We start from the raw sequence: 18,875 nt of genomic DNA on the forward strand, positions 1-18,875 counted from the left end.
CGCAGCGGCCGGCGCTACCGCGGCGCCATCCGGATCGCCCCGTCGAGGCGGATCACCTCGCCGTTCAGCATCGGGTTCTCGACGATGTGCCGGGCGAGCGCGGCAAACTCCACCGGATCGCCCAGCCGCGGGGGAAAGGGCACCTGCCGGCCGAGGCTGTCCTGGACCTCCTGCGGCAGCCCCTTGAGAAGCGGCGTCAGGAAAAGTCCCGGCGCGATGGTGCAGACCCGGATGCCGTGGCCGGCGAGATCGCGCGCCATGGGCAGGGTCATGCCGACGATGCCGCCCTTCGACGCGGCGTAGGCCACCTGCCCCACCTGCCCCTCGTAGGCGGCCACGGAGGCGGTGTTGACGATCACGCCGCGCTCGCCGTCGGCGCCGAGGGGCGCGAGTTCTGCCATCAGCGCCGCCGCCTGCGAGGCGCAGTTGAAGCTGCCGATCAGGTTCACCCCGATCACCTGCGCGAAGAGCGCGGGATCGTGCGCCGCGCCCTTCGAGACCGTCTTCGCCACCGGGCCGATGCCCGCGCAATTGACCAGGATGCGCGGCGCGCCCGCGCCGTCCACGACGGCCGCGAAGCCCGCGCGGACACTCTCGGCGTCGCTCACGTCCACCGCGTGGAAGCGGCCGGCGATCTCGGCGGCGACCCGTTCGCCCTTCTCCGCGTCGCGGTCGAAAAGCGCGACCCGCGCGCCGGCGGCCGCGAGCCCTCGCGCCAACGCCTCGCCGAGGCCCGAGGCCCCGCCGGTGACGACCGCCACCGTGTCCTGTCCGATCTGCATGGCACCCTCCTCGCTCTGGCGCCTGTTTTCCGTCCCGGCATGGCGGTGTCAACCGGCGAGGCCCGGCGCGTTGACCCTTCCCGACCCCCCGGCTACCGTCGCGCCGCATCGAGCGGGGAGGCGGGACATGAGCGAAATCGAGGCGGTCAACGACGTGATCACGGTGGAACGCGCGGGGCCGGTCGCGCTCGTGTGCATCGACAACCCGCCCGTGAACGCCGCGGGCCACGCCGTACGCGATGGGCTGACGACCGCCATCGCCGCGCTGGAGGCCGACATGGACGTGCGCGCCATCGCGCTTTATGCCGCCGGGCGCACCTTCATCGCCGGCGCCGACATCCGCGAGTTCGGCCGCCCGCCCGAGGATCCCTGGCTGCCGGCGGTGTGCAACGCGCTCGAAGCCTGCGCGAAGCCCGTGGTCGCGGTGCTGCACGGCACCACGCTCGGCGGCGGGCTCGAGGTGGCGCTCGGCTGCCACTACCGGATCGGCGTTCCGGGCCTCAAGGTCGGGCTGCCGGAGGTGACGCTCGGCATCCTGCCGGGCGCCGGCGGCACCCAGCGCGCGCCGCGGCTTGCCGGCATCGCCTTCGCGCTCGAGATGATCACCTCGGGCCGCCAGGTTCCCGCCGAAGAGGCGCTGGAGGCCGGGCTCATCGACGAGATCCGCGAAGGCGAGCCGCGCGACATCGCCCTCGCGGCCGGCGCCGAGGCGCTCGAGGGGCGGATCGAAACGCGGCGCACCGGCACGCTCGAGGTGGCGCCCGACGACGCCGCCATCGCCGAGATGCGCGCGCGCATGGCCCGGCGCCATCCCCTGCTCTTCTCGCCGCACAAATGCGTGGACGCCGTGGCCGCCTGCACGAAGCCCATCGAGGAGGGGCTCGCGATCGAGCGCGCGCTTTACGAGGAATGCCAGGCGAGCCCGCAGCGCGCCGGGCTGGTGCACGCCTTCTTCGCCGAACGCGCGGTGGCCAAGGTGCCGGAAGCCGCCCACGCCGCCCGCGAGATCGGCCGCGTGGGCGTGATCGGCGCTGGCACCATGGGCTCGGGCATCGCCACGGCGCTGCTGCTCGCGGGCTGTCCCGTCACGCTGGCGGAGGTGAACCCCGAGGCGCTCGCGCGCGGGCGCGGGACGGTGGAGAAGAACCTCGCCGGCGCGGTGACGCGCGGCAAGCTGACCGAGGCGGGGCGGGACGAGGCGCTGGCCCGGCTCGAGACGGCGACGGACCTCTCCGCCCTCGCCGATGCAGATCTCGTCGTCGAGGCCGCCTTCGAGGAGATGGGCGTCAAGACCGAGATCTTCGGCACGCTCGACCGCGTGCTGAAGCCCGGCGCGGTGATGGCCACGAACACCTCCTACCTCGACATCGACGAGATCGCCGCGGCGACCTCGCGGCCGGAGGATGTGCTCGGCCTGCACTTCTTCTCGCCCGCCCATGTCATGAAGCTTCTGGAGGTGGTCGTCGCGGCGAAGACCGCCCCCGAGGTCGCCGCCACGGGCTTCGCGCTCGGCAAGACGCTTCGCAAGGTCGCGGTGCGCAGCGGCGTCTGCGACGGCTTCATCGGCAACCGGATCATGCAGCACTACCGCAAGGCCGCCGATCACATGCTGCTCGACGGCGCGGATTTCGACCGGATCGACGCCGCGCTCGAGGCGTTCGGCTTCGCCATGGGGCCCTTCCGCGTGCAGGATCTCGCTGGGCTCGACATCGGCTGGACCTACCGCAAGCGCCACGCCGCCACGCGCCCGCCCGAAGAGCGCTACGTCGCCATCGGGGACCGGCTTTGCCAGGAAGGCTGGTTCGGCCGCAAGGCGGGCCGGGGCTACTACCTTCACGAGGACGGCGACACCCGTCCAAACCCCGACGCGCAGGCGATCGTGGCCGGGGAGCGCGCCCGCGCCGGGATCGCCCCGCGCAGCTTCACCGACGAGGAGATCGTTGCCCGCTACATGGCCGCGATGATCGCCGAGGCCGCGCGCGTGGTCGAGGACGGCACGGCGCTACGCCCCATCGACGTGGATGCCGTGCTGCTCTTCGGCTACGGCTTCCCGCGCTTCCGGGGCGGACCGATGCACTACGCCGACAGCGTGGGCCTGCCGGAGCTGGTTCGGCGCATCGAGGGCTACGCCGCCCAGGACGCGCATTTCTGGCAGGTGCCGCCACTTCTGCGGAAGCTCGCGGACGAGGATGGGCGCTTCGCCGATCTGAACTCCTAAGCGCCGGCTTCCCCGGGACGCCGGAGGGTGAGGCCGGCCCGCGCGGCCGGCCGATCAATCCGGGCCGGTGGCGGCTTCCTCCTCGAACCAGTCGAGGAAGGCGCGGGAGGCCGGCGTGTCGGCGTGGCTTGGCGGCGGCAGCAGGAAATAGCCCTCGCTGAGCGGCGGCGCATGGTCGAAGGGCCGCACCAGGCGCCCTTCGGCGATCAGATCGCGGACCAGCGTGTCGTGGCCCATGGCGACGCCGGCCCCGCAGAGCGCCGCGTTGATCGCGATGACGTAGGTAGAGGCGCGGTTGACCTCTTCGCTTCGGGAGAACGGCCGGCCCTGCGTGGCGAACCAGGCCTCCCAGCTGCCCGTGACGCCGGCGCAGTCGAAGAGCGCCGCCGTGTCGAGCGTCACCGCGCCCTCCTGGTAGCCCGGGGCGCAGACCGGGTAGAAGCGATCCTGCGTCAGCCGCCTTGCATGGGCCGACATGTCGCCCGCCCGCCCGAAGCGGATCTCGAGCGCGGCCTGCGCCGCGTTGCGTTCCGGGTCCCAGATGGGCGTCACGATGTTGAGCACGAGCCAGGGATGCGCCGCGTAGAGCCGCGGCAGGCGCGGGGCGAGCCAGAACACCGAGAAGCCCATGTTGCACTGCACCACGAGATGCCGGCCCCGGTCGCCGCCGGTGAAGGCCCGCGTGCCGTGGGCGAGCAGGTCGAACGCCTCGCGCACGATCGGCAGGTAGTTCGCGCCCGCCTCCGTAAGCTCGAGCGCCCGGGTCTTGCGGACGAAAAGCTCCCGCCCGAGGAAGGATTCCAGGCTCCGGACATGCTGACTCACCGCCGACTGGGTCAGGTGCAGCTCCCCCGCCGCGCGCGTGAAGGAGAGATGCCGCGCCGCCGCCTCGAAGGCGCGCAGCCAGGTGAGCGGAGGCAGGCCGGGGGTTGTCATGGCGGCGCACAACCCATGCATTAATCCTGTTAATGCAATGACCCCGAATTCATCTCTTGTAAAGTGCCGGCCCTCGCTTTCTCGTCCGGATGAAGTCCGCCGACGGAGAGAACGCATGCTGCATCACGCCCCTGCCCGCCCCGAAGCCGAGCGCGCCCATCGGGCCGAACGGGTAGACCTCGCCGCGGCCTTCCGCTGGACCGCGCGGCTCGGAATGCACGAGGCGGTTGCCAACCATTTCAGCCTCGCCGTGAACGAGACGGGGACGCGGTTCCTGATGAACCCGAACCAGATGCATTTCGCGCGCATCCGCGCCTCGGACCTTCTCCTGCTCGACGCGAACGACCGCGACACGATGGCCCGCCCGGGCGCGCCGGATCCCACCGCCTGGGGGCTGCACGGCGCGATCCACCGCCTGGTGCCGCATGCCCGCTGCGTGATGCATGTCCACGCGATCCACGCCACCGTGCTCGCCTGCCTGAAGGATGCGCGCCTGCCGCCCATCGACCAGAACACCGCCACCTTCTACCGGCGCGTCGTGATCGACGAGCAGTTCGGCGGGCTCGCCTTCGAGGAGGAGGGAACGCGCTGCGCGGGGCTGCTCTCCGCCCCCAAGTGCAAGGTTATGGTCATGGGCAATCACGGCGTCCTCGTGATCGGCGAGAGCGTCGCCGACACCTTCAACCGCCTCTACTACTTCGAGCGCGCCGCCGAGACCTATATCCGCGCGCTCCAGACCGGCCGGCCGCTTCGCGTCCTCTCCCACGAGGTGGCCGAGAAGACCGCGAAGGAGCTCGAGGATTACCCCGGCCAGGCCGACGCCCATCTCGGCGAGCTGAAGGCGATCCTCGACGCCGAGGGCAGCGATTACGCCAGCTGATATCCGGGAGAGTCCCACGATGACATCGACAGACGCGCCCCGCCTCGGCCCGCAGGGCCTTCACCTTCCCCTGCCCGGCGGCGAAGCCTACTTCAACTACCACTGGCTGCGCGACGCCGACCCGACCTGCATCGACCCGGTGACGCGCGAGCGGGTCTTCGACATCTCCGCGCTGGATGCGGCCCCGCGCGCCCGCGCCGCCCGGATCGAAGACGGCGCCCTCGTGGTCGATTGGGAGGGCGAGGCGCTGGTGACGCGCCTTCCGCTCGAAGCACTCGCCCATGTCGCCGAGCGCGGCCACGCGCCCGACCCGGCGGAACTGCCCCGCCGGCTCTGGCACGGCAATCACTACCCGGACTTCCTGCGCGTGCCGCAGGCGGAGGTGCTGAGCGCCCCCGACGCCCGCGCGCGCCTCGCCCACGCCCTCATCGAGGAGGGCATCGCCCTCGTCACGGGGATGGAGGACAGCGACGAGAGCCTCACCCGGCTCGTCGAGACGCTGGGCCCCGTCACCCCCTCGGCCGAGGGGCTCTACTTCGACGTTCGGCTGGAGATCGCGCCCACCAACCTCGCCTTCACCGCGGGCGCGCTCGAGATGCACACCGACCTGCCCGGCGAGGAGGCCGCGCCCGGCGTCCAGTTCCTGCACTGCCGCGCCAATTCGGTCGAGGGCGGGCGGAGCCTCTTCCTTGACGGGGCCGCGGTGGCGGAGGCCTTCCGCGCCGAGCATCCGGAGGATTTCGCGCTGCTCGCCGGGCACGACGTGCCCTTCTTCTACCGCCACGAGACCTGGGACTACCGCGCCCACCAGCGCATCATCGAGCTCGACCACAAGGGGCGGGTCACCGGGCTCACCGTCTCCCAGCACCTTCAGGACGACATGGACCTGCCGCAGGAGCTGCTCGACAGCTTCTACCCCGCCTTCTGCCGCTTCCTCCGGATGCTGCGCGAGGATCGCTTCCTCGCCCGCTTCCGGCTGAACGCGGGAGAGTGCATCGTTTTCGACAATCACCGCGTGGTGCACGGCCGCGAGGCGTTCTCGGCCGAGAGCGGCGCGCGCCACCTGCGCGGCTGCTACACGGACCGGGGCGCGCTGCGCTCCACCTACCGCGTGCTCGCCCGGCGCGGCCATGACGGGCGCCGCGCCGAGACCGCCGGGCAGCCCGTCGGCGCGCCCTTGGCGCAGACAGGCTGACCGCCCGCGCCGGATCGCTTGACCGGGAGGGCAAACCCGCTCATATCCCCCCGCATGACCGAGCTTTCCCGCATTCGCAACTTCTCCATCGTCGCCCATATCGACCACGGGAAATCCACCCTGGCCGACCGGCTGATCCAGCTTACCGGCACCGTGGCCGAACGCGACATGAAGGAGCAGCTCCTCGATGCGATGGACATCGAGCGCGAGCGCGGGATCACCATCAAGGCCAACACCGTCCGCATCGACTACCCCGCCAAGGACGGGCACACCTATGTCCTGAACCTCATCGACACGCCCGGGCACGTCGACTTCTCCTACGAGGTCAGCCGCTCCATGCAGGCGGTCGAGGGCTCGCTTCTCGTGGTGGACGCGACCCAGGGCGTGGAGGCGCAGACGCTCGCCAACGTCTACCAGGCGATCGACGCGGATCACGAGATCGTCCCCGTCCTCAACAAGATCGACCTGCCCGCCGCGGACGTGGACCGCGTGGCCGAGCAGATCGAGGACGTGATCGGCATCGACGCCACCGACGCGGGGCGGATCTCCGCCAAGACCGGCATCGGCATCCCCGACGTGCTGGAGGCGATCGTCACCCGCCTGCCCCCGCCGAAGGAAGGGAGCACCGAGGCGCCGCTCAAGGCGATGCTGGTGGACTCGAAATACGACCCCTATCTCGGCGTCGTCGTCATCGTCCGCGTCATCGACGGGGTGCTGAAGAAGGGCCAGCGCATCCGCATGATGAAGACGGGCGGCACCTACGACGTGGACCGCGTAGGCGTCTCCCGCCCCGCCATGGTGGACGTGGGAGAGCTCGGCCCGGGCGAGATCGGCTACATCACCGCCTCGATCAAGCAAGTGCGCGACACACGTGTGGGCGACACGATCACCACCGAGAAGAAGGGCTGCGAAACGCCGCTGCCGGGCTTCAAGCCCTCGATCCCGGTGGTGTTCTGCGGCCTCTTCCCGGTGGATTCGGCGCAGTTCGAGGATCTGCGCGACGCCATCGAGAAGCTCGCGCTCAACGACGCCTCCTTCACCTACGAGATGGAGACCTCGGCCGCGCTCGGCTTCGGCTTCCGCTGCGGGTTCCTGGGGCTGCTCCACCTCGAGGTGATCCGCGACCGGCTGGAGCGGGAATACGCCATCGAGCTCATCACCACCGCGCCCTCGGTGGTCTATCACCTCTACATGAAGGACGGGGAGATGAAGGAGCTTCACAACCCCGCCGACATGCCCGACCTCACCCATGTCGAGCGGATCGAGGAGCCGCGGATCAAGGCCACGATCCTCGTGCCCGACGAGTACCTGGGCGACGTGCTCAAGCTCTGCCAGGACCGCCGCGGCATCCAGCTCGACCTCACCTATGCCGGCTCGCGCGCGATGGTGGTCTACGACCTGCCCTTGAATGAGGTGGTGTTCGACTTCTACGACCGGCTGAAATCCGTGACGAAGGGCTACGCGAGCTTCGACTACGAGATCATCGGCTACCGCGAGGACCGGCTGGTGAAGATGCAGATCCTCGTGAACGACGAGCCGGTCGACGCGCTCTCCACCATGGTCCATCGCGACCGGGCGGAAAGCCGGGGCCGGGCGATGTGCGAGAAGCTGAAGGACCTCATCCCCCGCCACATGTTCAAGATCCCGATCCAGGCGGCGATCGGCGGCAAGGTCATCGCGCGCGAGACGCTGGCCGCACTCCGCAAGGACGTGACGGCAAAATGCTACGGCGGGGACGTGACGCGGAAGAAGAAGCTTCTGGAGAAGCAGAAGGCCGGCAAGAAGAAGATGCGCCAGTTCGGCAAGGTCGAGATCCCGCAGGAAGCGTTCATTTCGGCGTTGAAAATGGATGGGTGACGTTTTGCAAACGACTGAAATTCTTAGATCAAGACGCTCTGCGCAAATTTATATTTATTGACGCCCCATCACTTAGTTTCCAAGCCTTGCTGCGACAATTGCAGCCCCGTATCAGAGGCGTTGTGTTCTCATTACGGCGGGCACGCATTCTCACGCCAACAGCACAAATCACCAGATCATCTGCCTGCGGACGCTACATGGACTCCACAAACAAGCTGGGCATATGCTTTCGGTAGTTCTTAAGAATTTCAGCAAGGTTTTCATCGCAAACATCCACGCACTCCTGAATCAGGTAAGCAAAATAGTCGACGTCCAACTCATCGCCCTTGATAATTAATTCAGTTACGAACTTCATCTTTTGCATGGCACTATCTATATCGGCCGGCGCAAGCTCCAAAATTTGGTGCTCAAGCGATCTAAGATGATAACGCCAAAGACTGAGTTTCGCATCCAGATCTTCCAGTTCCTCGACTTCAGGATCCACGGTTGGCGCCGTTCTTGCAGCGTGAAGTGGGCGCGAAAAAACATTGAGCGGGAGACGGAAACGGCGCGCTAGTTCGGCACGACGCCGAGCAGTCGAAAGATCAACGTTGTATTTCCGGATAGACACTCCCTGATTTTTGGAGCCTCGACATTCCGGAGGGAGCGGTTTGGTTTCTTTTTTCGCTTCAATTAGTAAACTTCCATCTTCATATTCGTATATGTCAGGTGCCGGCTTCTTGCGGCACGCGAAATCGCGAGCCTTCGCCTCGATTTCTTCGGTGGCAACTTCAATTGTTCGCTCAAAATATCTATATTGATTTATTAGATAGATTATTTTTTCTTCTTTCTCCTCTGCTTTCTGCAAGGGCGCACCATTCTTTTTTCCTTTTCTCCAAAACGTCATCACATATTCCCCTCAGTTCACACCTGTCTTCTATCCAGCGACTCTTCTTCTGGTAGCATGATGAAAACTGCAATCCACTTTAAGATGTTTTTTGGGTAAGTTTCCAGCATCATTATGGCGGTCAGCCATCTTGATTAACAAAATCTTAACGCAATTTGCCTCGCGTTAGTCCGTGGCATTCGGACAACTTTCCAATTTCCGCTTCGACAGGCTCCTTGAGTCGTATGCTTCCTCTTCAACTGGTCCAGATACTCCCTCACAGGGGGTATGAGTAAGCCTAATATCACTCCTTAGGTTGCACAAGCCCGCGACCTGACCCAGATCAAGGCCGGCCTGCCCCTCCGTCAGCTACCACCGCTTCGGAAACGCCATAGCCGAAGGACGCACACATGCTGGCCCTCACCCTGATGCTTCACATCTTCATCGGCGCCACCGTGGCGGGCGCCGCGATCATCGCCGTGCTGGTGGCCGGGTTCGGCACCACCTGGCCCATCGTCATCGCCGGGATCGCGGGCTTCGTGCTCTCCTTCCCGGTCTCCTGGCTGGTGGCCAAGCAGCTCTACGAGCGCGACGAGGGCTGAGCGCCGCCCGTGCCGCGCGTCGTCGTTCTCACCGGAGCCGGGATCTCGGCCGAATCCGGGCTCGGCACCTTCCGCGACGCGGGCGGGCTCTGGGCGCAGCACCGGATCGAGGACGTGGCCACGCCCGAGGGCTTCGCCCGCGACCCGGCCCGCGTCCACGCCTTCTACAACGCCCGCCGCGCCCAGGCCCACGTCGCGCGGCCGAACCCCGCCCATCTGGCGCTGGCCCGGCTGGAGGCGGCGCTCGGGGCGGCGTTCCTGCTGGTCACGCAGAACGTGGACGGGCTTCACGAGGCGGCGGGCGCGCGCAACCCGCGCCACATGCACGGCGCGCTCGACCGGGCGCTCTGCGCCACCTGCGCCCATGGCTGGGACGCCCCCGAGGCGATGGCGCCCGAGGATCCCTGCCCCGCCTGCGGCACGCCGGCCACGCGGCCCGACGTCGTCTGGTTCGGCGAGATCCCCCACCACATGGACGAGATCGGCCGCGCGCTCGCCGCCTGCGATCTCTTCGTCTCCATCGGCACCTCCGGAGAGGTCTACCCGGCCGCGGGCTTCGTGCAGGAGGCGGCGCTCAATGGCGCGCGCACGCTGGAGCTGAACCTGGAGCCCTCGGCAGGCTCGGCCTTCTTCGACGAGGCGCGGCACGGACCCGCCTCGCGGATCGTGCCGGCCTGGGTGGAGGAGGTGCTGGCGGCCGGGGGCTGAGCCCCGGCCGGCCGTCATCAGTTGGTGGTCTGGCCCATGCCGTGGCCCGCGCCGTGCCCCATGCCGTGGCGCGGCTTGCGCTCGAGGTCCACTGGCACCTCGACGGTCACCTCGCCCGCCTCCTCGAACTCGAGGGTGAGGGTGACGCCGTCGCCCTGTTCCATTGGCCCCGAGAGGCCGAGGAACATGACGTGGTGCCCGCCGCGCGCCATCATCAGCGTGCCGCCCGCGGGGATCGCGAAGCCTTCCTCCACGTGGATCATGCGCATCACGCCCATCTCGTCTTCCTCGTGGGTGTGAAGCTCGGTCCTTTCGGCCACGTCGGAGGACGCGCCGATCAGCCGGTCATCGGTGTCCGAGCGGTTCTCGATCACCATGAAGGCGGCGCCGGAATTGGCCATCATGCCCGAACTCCGGGCGTAGGGGTCGGTCACCGCGATGCTGTCCTGGGCGGCGGCGGGAAGGGCCGTGGCCAGCGCGCAGGCGGCGGCCAGAAGGGTCGTCCTGAAGGTCATGTCTGTCTCTTTTCGGTCTCAGTGCGTGTTTCCTGGTGCTCTCGATCACGCCGCGCGGGGCGGATCGCGGGCCGAGACCGGAGAGTGCCGCGCCGCGACGGGCGCGGGCACGGCCGTCCGGGCGAACCGAACCGTCAGAAGATCGGGCGCCCGCGCGCGCGCCTGCGGCGCGGCCGGCGCCGCCGCGATCAGGGAGAGCGCGCAGTCGGGACAGATATGGGCGGGCCCTGCCGGGTTTCCCTCGGCATCGACGGCCACGGTGACGAGCCCCGCGCCGGTACAGATCACCATCTCCCCCGCGGCCGACGACTGCCCGCGCGCAAGCGCCATCGCCTGTGCCGTCAGAACGACGCAGAGGGCCAGAAGAAGGGCTGCCAGGGGACGCAGGCGGTCGCTCATCGGCCGGCATCTACACACATTCGCCCGCCGCCGGCAACTGCGTCAAACGCGACGCGGCCCCGCCCGTTTCCGGGCAGGGCCGCCTGCGAGGGATGCGCCGTGGCGTTCAGGCCTTTTCGGCCAGCGCCTTCTCGACGTCGCGCTTGATCTTCAGCGCGTTGGCCGACAGGTCGGCCTCGCGCGCCTTCATCAGATAGGCGTCGATCCCGCCACGATGATCCACGGTGCGCAGCGCCGCGGCGGAGATGCGCATCTTCACCGGGCGGCCCAGCGCCTCGGACTGCAGCGAGACGTCGTTCAGGTTCGGCAGGAACCGGCGCTTCGTCTTGTTGTTGGCGTGGCTGACATTGTTGCCGACCATCGGCCCTTTTCCGGTCAATTCGCAACGGCGCGACATGGCATCCTCGTGCATTAAACGAAATGGGGCGCCACCCTGCCCAGCGCGGGGGCGCCCGAAAACTGATTGCCGCGTTGAACATCAGCGGGGGCGGGGTGTCAAGGCGGAATCACCACCGGCCCGGCATGGCGGGCGCGACGCCGGCCCGCGGCTCAGAACTCGTCGAGCAGGCGCGCCGCCGCGCCTTCGGGCGTGGCCTCGCCCGCGCGGACCTTGCGGGTCATCTCCTCCATCCGGGCGCGCATGCCGGGTTCGGATGCGAGGCGCGCCAGCAGGCCCTCGCGCACCTCGGCAGCGAACCATTCCGACGCCTGTTCGGCGCGGCGACGATCGAAGTGCCCGGCCTCCCGCCGCCAGCGCGCGAGCGCCTGCATCTCTTCCCAGGCGGCCACGAGCCCGGTGCCTTCATGGGCCGACACGGTCAGCGCCTTTGGGAAGCCCTCGGGGTCCTGCGGGCGCTTGCGCAGAAGCCGCAGCGCGCCCGCGTAATCGGCACAGGTGCGGGTGGCCGCGGCCTTCAGCTCGCCGTCGGCCTTGTTGACGAGAATCAGGTCCGCGATCTCCATGATGCCGCGCTTCACCCCCTGCAACTCGTCGCCGCCCGCCGGGGCGAGCAGCAGCACGAAAAGGTCGGTCATCTCGGCCACCACGGTCTCGGACTGGCCCACGCCCACCGTCTCGACCAGCACCACGTCGAAGCCCGCCGCCTCGCAGAGCGCCACCGCCTCGCGCGTGCGACGGGCGACGCCGCCAAGCTGCGACTGCGCCGGCGACGGGCGGATGAAGGCGCGGGGCTCCCGCGAAAGCCGCTCCATCCGCGTCTTGTCGCCCAGGATGGACCCCCCCGAGCGGGCGCTGGAGGGGTCGACGGCCAGCACGGCGACGCGCAGCCCCTGTTCGGTCAGCATGAGGCCGAACGCCTCGATGAAACTCGACTTGCCGACGCCGGGCGTGCCCGAAAGCCCGATGCGCAGCGCCTGCCGGCCGTCGCGCCGGAGCGCCTCCAGCAGGGCGACGGCGTCGGACCGGTGATCCGCGCGGCGGCTCTCGATCAGCGTGATCGCGCGGGCGAGCGCCCGCCGGTCTCCGGCGGCGACGTCACGGGCGAGGGTCTCGATGTCCATGCTGGGCTCCGCTGCTGTCCCGGACGCGCACTTGATCGCAGCGCGCGCGGCGTGTCCAGCCCGTCGGCGCGCGGTGGACGCGCGGAGCTCCCTGACCGATAACCGGGCCATGCCGACGCTCCCCGCCCCTCGCGATCCGCTGCCCATCGACGCCGCGCTGCCAGAGCTTCTGGAGGCGCTCCGCAAGCGCGGCCGCGCCGTGCTGGAAGCGCCGCCCGGCGCGGGCAAGACCACCCGCGTGCCGCTGGCGATGCTGGAGGCCGGCATCCCCCGGGCGGGGCGCATCGTCATGCTGGAGCCCCGCCGCCTGGCCGCGCGCGCCGCGGCGGAGCGGATGGCCGAGACGCTGGACGAACGGCCCGGCCAGACCGTGGGGTACCGCATCCGCGGAGACACGAAGGTTTCCGCCGCCACCCGCGTGGAGGTGGTCACGGAAGGTGTGCTGACACGGATGATCCAGTCCGACCCCGGGCTCGAGGGCGTGGGCGCGGTGATCTTCGACGAGTTCCACGAACGCTCGCTCAACGCGGACCTGGGCCTCGCGCTCTGCCTCGAGATCGCGGGCGCGCTGCGCGAGGACCTCGTGCTTCTCGCCATGTCCGCCACGCTCGACGCCGCGCCGGTCGCCGCGCTGATGGAGGCGCCCGCCCTCCGGTCCGAGGGCCGCGGCTTCCCGGTGGAGACGCGCTGGCTCGAGGCGCCGGTGCCGAAAGGCCGGCGGCTCGAGGAGGCGACGGCCGACCGCGTCGCCCGCGCCGTCGGCGAGACCGAGGGCGGCGTTCTGGTTTTCCTGCCGGGCGAAGGCGAGATCCGGCGCACCGAGGCGCTGCTGCGCGGCCGGCTGCCCGCGGACTGCGTGCTGCGGCCGCTTTTCGGCGCGATGCCGTTCTCCGCCCAGCGCGCCGCCATCCGCCCCGAGACCGGGGGCCGGAAGATCGTGCTCGCCACGTCGATCGCCGAGACCTCGCTCACGATCGAGGACATCCGCGTCGTGGTGGACGCGGGCCGGGCGCGCCGGGCGCGCTTCGATCCGGGGTCGGGAATGTCCCGGCTCGTGACCGAGCGGGTGACCCGCGCCGAGGCCGCCCAGCGCGCCGGACGCGCGGGCCGGGTCGCGCCGGGCGTGGCCTACCGGCTCTGGACGAAGGGCGAGGAGGGCGCGCTCGCCGCGCATCCGCCGGCCGAGATCGAGGCCGCCGACCTTTCCGGGCTCTCTCTCGAGCTGAAGCTCTGGGGCGCGGAGCCCGCGGCGCTCCCGTTTCTCACGCCGCCGCCCGAGGGCGCCCACGCCGAGGCGCTGGCGCTTCTGGGCATGCTGGGCGCGCTCGATGATCGGGGCGCGATCACCGCGCATGGCCGCCGCCTCGCGCATCTGCCGCTGCACCCTCGGCTCGGGCACATGCTGGCGGTGGCCGGGCCGGGGGCGGCGACGCTCGCCGCGCTCCTGGCCGAGCGCGACCCCCTGCCCCGCGCCGCCCCGGTGGACCTCGCGCTGCGTCTGGAGGCCGTCGCCGATCCACGCCGTTTCGCGGAGCGCCGTCCGTGGACGCCGAACCGCGCCGCGGTGGACCGCATCCGCACCGAGGCGGCGCGGCTTGCGAAAGCCGCCGGTGATGCCGCGGACGAGGCGCTTTCGACCGCCGCCATGGCCGCGCTGGCCTACCCCGACCGGATCGGGCTTCGGCGCAGGGGCGCGGCGCCGCGCTACCTTCTGTCGGGCGGCAAGGGCGCGGTCATGGCCGAGAAGGATCCGCTCGCCGCGCAGCGTCTGATCGTCGTCACCGACCTCGACGGCGATCCGCGCGAGGCGCGCATCCGGCAGGCCATTCCCATCGCGGAGTCCGAACTGCGCCAGCTCTTCGCCGACCGCATCCGATGGCAGAATGTCTGCGACTGGTCGCGACGCGACCGTCGCGTGGTCGCGCGTCAGCAGGAGCGGCTCGGCGCGATCGCCCTCGACAACCGGCTGTGGCGCGATGCGTCGCAGGAGGACGTGGCGCGCGCGATGCTCGACGGCGTGCGCGAGCTCGGCCTGCCGTTTTCGGACGCCGCGCGGCGGTTCCAGGCCCGGGTCGCGCTCGGCCGAGACGCGGGGCTCGACCTGCCCGACCTTTCCGACGCCGCGCTGATGGCCACGCTTGAGGCCTGGCTGCTGCCCCATCTCGGCGACATCCGCACCGCGGAGGCATGGCGCGGCTTCGACCTGCTGCCCGCGCTGCAGGCCCGGCTCGACTGGGCGCAGGGCCAGGCGCTCGACCGCGAGGTGCCGTGGGCCTTCACCACGCCGCTCGGGCGCAAGGTGCCCATAGACTACTCCGGCGAGGCGCCGGAAATCGCGCTGCGCCTGCAGGAAATGTTCGGCCAGACCGCCCATCCCACGGTCGCCGGCCGGCCGCTTCGCGTGACGCTCCTGTCCCCCGCCGGCCGGCCGGTTCAGACGACCATGGACCTGCCAGGTTTCTGGACCACCTCCTATGCCGAGGTTCGAAAGGAGATGCGCGGGCGCTACCCCAAACACCCCTGGCCCGAGGATCCCAGGGTGGCCGATCCGACCCTGCGCGCCAAACGCCGAAAAACGTAGGCCATTTACAAAACCGTCACACAACGTATATACATAACGATGAACCGTGGCGTGGATATGCCCGCGGACGATAAAAGAGCAGGACCGACATCGCATGACCCTTGTTCCGGGCCAGAACTGGACAGGATACTCGGACGCCGCGGCGGACGGGATGCTGCATCGCCAGGTCGCGGCGCTGTGCCACCGGAACGGCGGCGCGGGGCGCGAGGTGCTGCTCGTGACCAGCCGTGACACGAAGCGCTGGATCCTGCCGAAGGGCTGGCCGGTCGAGGGCTGCGACGCCGCCGAAAGCGCGCTTCAGGAAGCCTGGGAAGAGGCCGGGGTCATCCCCGAATTGTCCGCGCCCGTGGCCCCCGTCGGAATCTATCACTACCTCAAGCGCAAGCGCGTCTGGCCGCACCCTTTCTGGATCGAGGCGCAGGTCTTCGCCGTATCGGTGGCCTCCCTGGCGAACCGCTTTCCCGAAGCGGACCAGCGGGACCGCCGCTGGGTTCCGACCAGGCTTGCCGCGCGCATGGTGGGCGAACCCGGCCTCAGGGAACTGATCGCCCGGTTCTGAGCCGGCCGGGCGGCCGCTACGTGCCCAGGCACCAGCGCATGATCGCCTTTTGCGCGTGCAGCCGGTTCTCCGCCTCGTCGAAGATCACCGAGTGCGGGCCGTCCATGACCTCCGAGGTCGCCTCGTCGTCGCGGTGCGCGGGCAGGCAGTGCATGAAAAGCGCGTCGGGCTTGGCGCGCGCCATCAGCGCGGCGTTGACCTGGTAGGGCCGAAGCTGGTTGTGCCGCCGCTCGCGGGCCGATTGCGGATCGTGCATCGAGACCCAGGTGTCGGTCACGATCAGGTCGGCGTCCGCCGCGGCCTCCTGGGGATCGCGCACTGTCGTGTAGAGGCCATCGAGCGACGGATCGGGGTCGAGCGTGGCGGGGCCCGTGAACACGAGATCGAAGCCGAACTGGCGCGCGGCATGCGCGAAACTGGCGAAGACGTTGTTGCCGTCTCCCGACCAGACCACCTTGCGTCCCGCGATCGGGCCGCGATGCTCTTCGTAGGTCATCACGTCGGCCATGATCTGGCAGGGATGGCTGCTGTTCGTCAGCCCGTTGATCACCGGGATCGTCGCGTGTTCGGCCATCTCGCGCAGCACCGCCTCCTCGAAGGTGCGGATCATGATGAGATCGACGTAGCGGCTCATCACCCGCGCGGTGTCGGCAATCGTCTCGCCATGGCCGAGCTGCATGTCGGCGCCCGAAAGCACCAGCGTCTCGCCGCCCATCTGCCGCACGCCCACGTCGAAGGAGACGCGGGTGCGCGTGGACGGCTTCTCGAAGATGAGGGCGACCATGCGCCCGGCCAGCGGCTGCTCGTCGTCGGGCGCGCCCCTGGGGCGGCCGGCACGCGCGCCCTTCATGCGGCGTGCATCGTCGATCATCTGCCGCAACGCGTCGGGATCCGTGGTGTGGATGTCGAGGAAATGCGTCATGGATCTGCGTCCGTGGCTGGCGGGGTCGGGGCGCTGCCCCATCGGCTGCGCCGATGTCCCCGGGATATTGCGACAGGAAGACGTCGGCGTCAGGCGGCCTTTGCAGCGGCGCGCGCGGCGCTCGCCGCGCGATCGAGGCGACGGAGCGCCTCCTGCGCCTCCTCCGCGCCGAGGTTGAGCGGCGGAAGCAGGCGCACCACGTTGTCGGCCGCGGGCACCGTGACGAGCGCCTCGTCATAGCCCGCGCGCACCACCTCCGCGGCCGGCAGCCGGCATTTCAGGCCGAGCATCAGGCCCGCGCCGCGCACCTCCTCGAAGACGTCCGGGTGGGCGGCGACGAGCCCCTCGAGCCCCTGGCGCAGCGTGCCGCCCGTGGCGCGGACGCCGGACAGGAACGCGGGGTCGGCCAGGATCTCCATCACGCGTAGCCCCACCGCGCAGGCGAGCGGGTTGCCGCCATAGGTGGAGCCATGCGTGCCCGCCGTCATGCCCGAGGCAGCGGTCTCGGTCGCCAGCACCGCGCCCAGCGGAAAGCCCCCGCCGATGCCCTTGGCCACCATCATGATGTCCGGCGCGACGCCCGCCCATTCATGGGCGAAAAGCTTGCCCGTCCGGCCCATGCCGCATTGCACCTCGTCGAGGACGAGCAGAGCGCCGGTCTCATTGCAGAGCTCCCGCAGACCGCGGAGGCAGACATCCGGCAGCGGGCGGATGCCGCCCTCGCCCTGAATGGGCTCGATCAGGATCGCCGCGGTCTGGTCGGTCACCGCGGCGCGCAGCGCGTCGTGATCGCCCCAGGGCAGCTGGGTGAAGCCCGGCAGGAGGGGGCCGAACCCCTTCGTCATCTTCTCGGAGCCGGCCGCGGCGATCGCCGCCGAGGACCGCCCGTGGAAGGCACCCTCGAAGGCGATGATCTCGCTGCGCTCGGGCGCGCCGCGATCGTGCCAGTACTTCCGCACCATCTTGACGGCGAGTTCGCAGGACTCGGTGCCCGAATTGGTGAAGAAAACCGTGTCGGCGAAGGTCTCCGCGACCAGCCGGTCGGCGAGCGCCTCCTGCTCGGGGATGCGGTAGAGGTTCGAGACATGCCAGAGCTTGGCGGCCTGCGCCGTGAGCGCCTCGACCAGCGCCGGATGGGCGTGGCCGAGCGCGTTCACCGCGATCCCCGCGCCCATGTCGAGGAAGCGGCGGCCGTCGACCTCGGTGAGCCAGGCGCCCTCCCCCTTGACGAAGGTCAGCGGTGCACGCGCGTAGGTGGGCAGAACGGACGGGATCATGGGCATGGTCCTTCGGGCTCGAAGCCCCTTGAGTGCCGCAGCGGCAAAGGCAAGTCAATCTGCAGGGAGAGGCGCGCCACGCGGCGGGCGGCCCGGCGCGTCAGGCACGCCGGGGGCGTCGTCGGGTGAGAAAGGCGACAGCGTGGCTCATGGGGTCTTCCTTAGCCCGGATGCGCCCCGGCCGGAAGCGAAAACCCGCCCCGCGCAGGGTCACGCGAAGGGATCCTCGGGGTAGCCGGCCCCGGCGAGGTAGAGGCCGTGGGGCGGACAGACCGGGCCGCAGGCCGCCCGGTCGCGCGCTTCGAGCGCGGCCTTCACGTCCTCGGGCGCCCAGGCGCCGGCGCCCACGCGCTCCAGCGTGCCCACGATGGAGCGCACCTGGTTGTGCAGGAAGGACCGCGCACGGAGATGGAACCGCAGCTCGGGGCCGGACGGGCCCTCCACCCGCTCCACCGAGAGCGCGTCGAGCGTCTTGACCGGGCTCTTCGCCTGGCAGATGGAACTGCGGAAAGTGGTGAAGTCGTGCCGCCCCACCAGATGCGCGGCGCCCGCACGCACCGCCTCGAGATCGAGCTCGCGCGGCACCTGCCAGACAAGCCCGGCGTCGATGGTGGCCGGCGCGCGGCGCATCAGGAGCCGGAAGAGGTAGCGCCGCTCCACCGCCGAGAAGCGCGCGTGCCAGTCCTGCGCCACGCGCGCCGCGGAGAGCACGGCGACCGGCGCGGGCTTCAGATGGTGGTTGAGCGCCTGCGACAGGCGGAACGGATCCCAGTCCTTGCCGGTGTCGCAATGGGCGACCTGGCCCAGCGCGTGCACGCCGGCATCGGTGCGTCCGGCACCGGCGATGGTGTGGGGGCCCGCTTCCAGCTTCGCAAGCGCCTCTTCCAGCGCGCCCTGCACCGAAGGCTGGTAGGCCTGGCGCTGCCAGCCCACGAAGGGGCCGCCGTGATACTCGATGCGAAGGGCGTAGCGGGGCATGGCGAGGCGCATAGGCAAGGATGCCGGCGCGGGCAATCCCCGCGGGCCGTTTCAGGAAAAGACCCCGCGCGGGTCAACCG

Annotated in this window: 18 protein-coding genes; 8 read left to right on the forward strand and 10 right to left on the reverse strand. The window is 69.9% G+C overall.

Annotated features, from left to right (window positions below; all coding sequences use genetic code 11):
• Positions 1-14 precede the first annotated feature (14 nt).
• Positions 15-782: an SDR family NAD(P)-dependent oxidoreductase gene (locus AB6A65_RS06195; protein WP_371037489.1), complete on the reverse strand. Its 768-nt coding sequence runs from the start codon at positions 780-782 to the stop codon at positions 15-17.
• Positions 783-909: 127 nt separating this feature from the next.
• Here AB6A65_RS06195 and AB6A65_RS06200 point away from each other — a divergent pair, with 127 nt between their 5' ends.
• Positions 910-3,000: a 3-hydroxyacyl-CoA dehydrogenase NAD-binding domain-containing protein gene (locus AB6A65_RS06200; RefSeq protein WP_371037490.1), complete on the forward strand. Its 2,091-nt coding sequence runs from the start codon at positions 910-912 to the stop codon at positions 2,998-3,000.
• Positions 3,001-3,054: 54 nt separating this feature from the next.
• On the opposite strand, the gene AB6A65_RS06205 is transcribed toward AB6A65_RS06200, so the two are convergent.
• On the reverse strand, positions 3,055-3,936 hold the full coding sequence (locus AB6A65_RS06205) for a LysR family transcriptional regulator (RefSeq protein WP_371037491.1): 882 nt from the start codon (positions 3,934-3,936) through the stop codon (positions 3,055-3,057).
• A gap of 115 nt (positions 3,937-4,051) precedes the next feature.
• On the opposite strand from AB6A65_RS06205, the gene AB6A65_RS06210 reads away from it, so the two are divergent.
• From AB6A65_RS06210 to lepA, 3 genes are read left to right on the forward strand one after another with little or no spacing between them, the layout of a single operon-like run.
• Complete coding sequence (locus AB6A65_RS06210) at positions 4,052-4,816, forward strand: class II aldolase and adducin N-terminal domain-containing protein (RefSeq protein ID WP_371037492.1); 765 nt, start codon at positions 4,052-4,054, stop codon at positions 4,814-4,816.
• Positions 4,817-4,835: 19 nt separating this feature from the next.
• On the forward strand, positions 4,836-6,011 hold the full coding sequence (locus AB6A65_RS06215; RefSeq protein ID WP_371037493.1) for a TauD/TfdA family dioxygenase: 1,176 nt from the start codon (positions 4,836-4,838) through the stop codon (positions 6,009-6,011).
• 54 nt (positions 6,012-6,065) lie between these two features.
• Positions 6,066-7,868: a translation elongation factor 4 gene (lepA, locus tag AB6A65_RS06220; protein ID WP_371037494.1), complete on the forward strand. Its 1,803-nt coding sequence runs from the start codon at positions 6,066-6,068 to the stop codon at positions 7,866-7,868.
• A 193-nt stretch (positions 7,869-8,061) separates the two neighbouring features.
• Here lepA and AB6A65_RS06225 read toward each other — a convergent pair whose 3' ends face one another.
• Positions 8,062-8,754, reverse strand: a complete 693-nt coding sequence (locus AB6A65_RS06225; protein WP_371037495.1) for a hypothetical protein — start codon at positions 8,752-8,754, stop codon at positions 8,062-8,064.
• A 389-nt stretch (positions 8,755-9,143) separates the two neighbouring features.
• On the opposite strand from AB6A65_RS06225, the gene AB6A65_RS06230 reads away from it, so the two are divergent.
• Both AB6A65_RS06230 and AB6A65_RS06235 read left to right on the forward strand, forming a co-directional pair.
• Positions 9,144-9,335, forward strand: coding sequence for a CTP synthetase (locus AB6A65_RS06230; RefSeq protein ID WP_371037496.1), 192 nt, complete (start codon positions 9,144-9,146; stop codon positions 9,333-9,335).
• A gap of 9 nt (positions 9,336-9,344) precedes the next feature.
• A complete protein-coding gene (locus tag AB6A65_RS06235; protein WP_371037497.1) occupies positions 9,345-10,043 on the forward strand; it encodes an NAD-dependent deacylase in 699 nt (232 codons plus the stop codon).
• A 17-nt stretch (positions 10,044-10,060) separates the two neighbouring features.
• Here AB6A65_RS06235 and AB6A65_RS06240 read toward each other — a convergent pair whose 3' ends face one another.
• The 4 genes from AB6A65_RS06240 to meaB all read right to left on the reverse strand — a co-directional run bounded on the left by AB6A65_RS06240 (position 10,061) and on the right by meaB (position 12,478).
• Positions 10,061-10,558, reverse strand: coding sequence for a copper chaperone PCu(A)C (locus AB6A65_RS06240; protein WP_371037498.1), 498 nt, complete (start codon positions 10,556-10,558; stop codon positions 10,061-10,063).
• A gap of 45 nt (positions 10,559-10,603) precedes the next feature.
• A complete protein-coding gene (locus AB6A65_RS06245; protein ID WP_371037499.1) occupies positions 10,604-10,957 on the reverse strand; it encodes a hypothetical protein in 354 nt (117 codons plus the stop codon).
• A gap of 106 nt (positions 10,958-11,063) precedes the next feature.
• Positions 11,064-11,354 (reverse strand): 50S ribosomal protein L28, encoded by a 291-nt coding sequence (rpmB, locus tag AB6A65_RS06250; RefSeq protein ID WP_371037500.1) that lies wholly within the window; start codon positions 11,352-11,354, stop codon positions 11,064-11,066.
• A 152-nt stretch (positions 11,355-11,506) separates the two neighbouring features.
• Positions 11,507-12,478 carry a methylmalonyl Co-A mutase-associated GTPase MeaB gene (gene meaB / locus AB6A65_RS06255; protein WP_371037501.1) on the reverse strand — a complete coding sequence of 324 codons (972 nt, stop codon included), beginning with the start codon at positions 12,476-12,478 and terminating at the stop codon, positions 11,507-11,509.
• Between the two features lie 109 nt (positions 12,479-12,587).
• Between meaB and hrpB the strand changes: the two genes are divergently transcribed.
• On the forward strand, positions 12,588-15,059 hold the full coding sequence (gene hrpB / locus AB6A65_RS06260) for an ATP-dependent helicase HrpB (protein ID WP_371037502.1): 2,472 nt from the start codon (positions 12,588-12,590) through the stop codon (positions 15,057-15,059).
• A gap of 94 nt (positions 15,060-15,153) precedes the next feature.
• On the forward strand, positions 15,154-15,618 hold the full coding sequence (locus AB6A65_RS06265; protein WP_371037503.1) for an NUDIX hydrolase: 465 nt from the start codon (positions 15,154-15,156) through the stop codon (positions 15,616-15,618).
• Positions 15,619-15,634: 16 nt separating this feature from the next.
• Here the strand turns inward: AB6A65_RS06265 and argF are convergent, their stop codons facing one another.
• From argF to truA, 3 genes are all read right to left on the reverse strand, one after another.
• On the reverse strand, positions 15,635-16,540 hold the full coding sequence (argF, locus tag AB6A65_RS06270; protein ID WP_371037504.1) for an ornithine carbamoyltransferase: 906 nt from the start codon (positions 16,538-16,540) through the stop codon (positions 15,635-15,637).
• Positions 16,541-16,629: 89 nt separating this feature from the next.
• Positions 16,630-17,817: an aspartate aminotransferase family protein gene (locus AB6A65_RS06275; protein ID WP_371037505.1), complete on the reverse strand. Its 1,188-nt coding sequence runs from the start codon at positions 17,815-17,817 to the stop codon at positions 16,630-16,632.
• Positions 17,818-18,027: 210 nt separating this feature from the next.
• Positions 18,028-18,795: a tRNA pseudouridine(38-40) synthase TruA gene (gene truA / locus AB6A65_RS06280; protein WP_371037506.1), complete on the reverse strand. Its 768-nt coding sequence runs from the start codon at positions 18,793-18,795 to the stop codon at positions 18,028-18,030.
• Positions 18,796-18,875 lie beyond the last annotated feature (80 nt).

It is taken from the genome of Rhodosalinus sp. FB01, assembly GCF_041365715.1.
Lineage (GTDB): Bacteria > Pseudomonadota > Alphaproteobacteria > Rhodobacterales > Rhodobacteraceae > Rhodosalinus.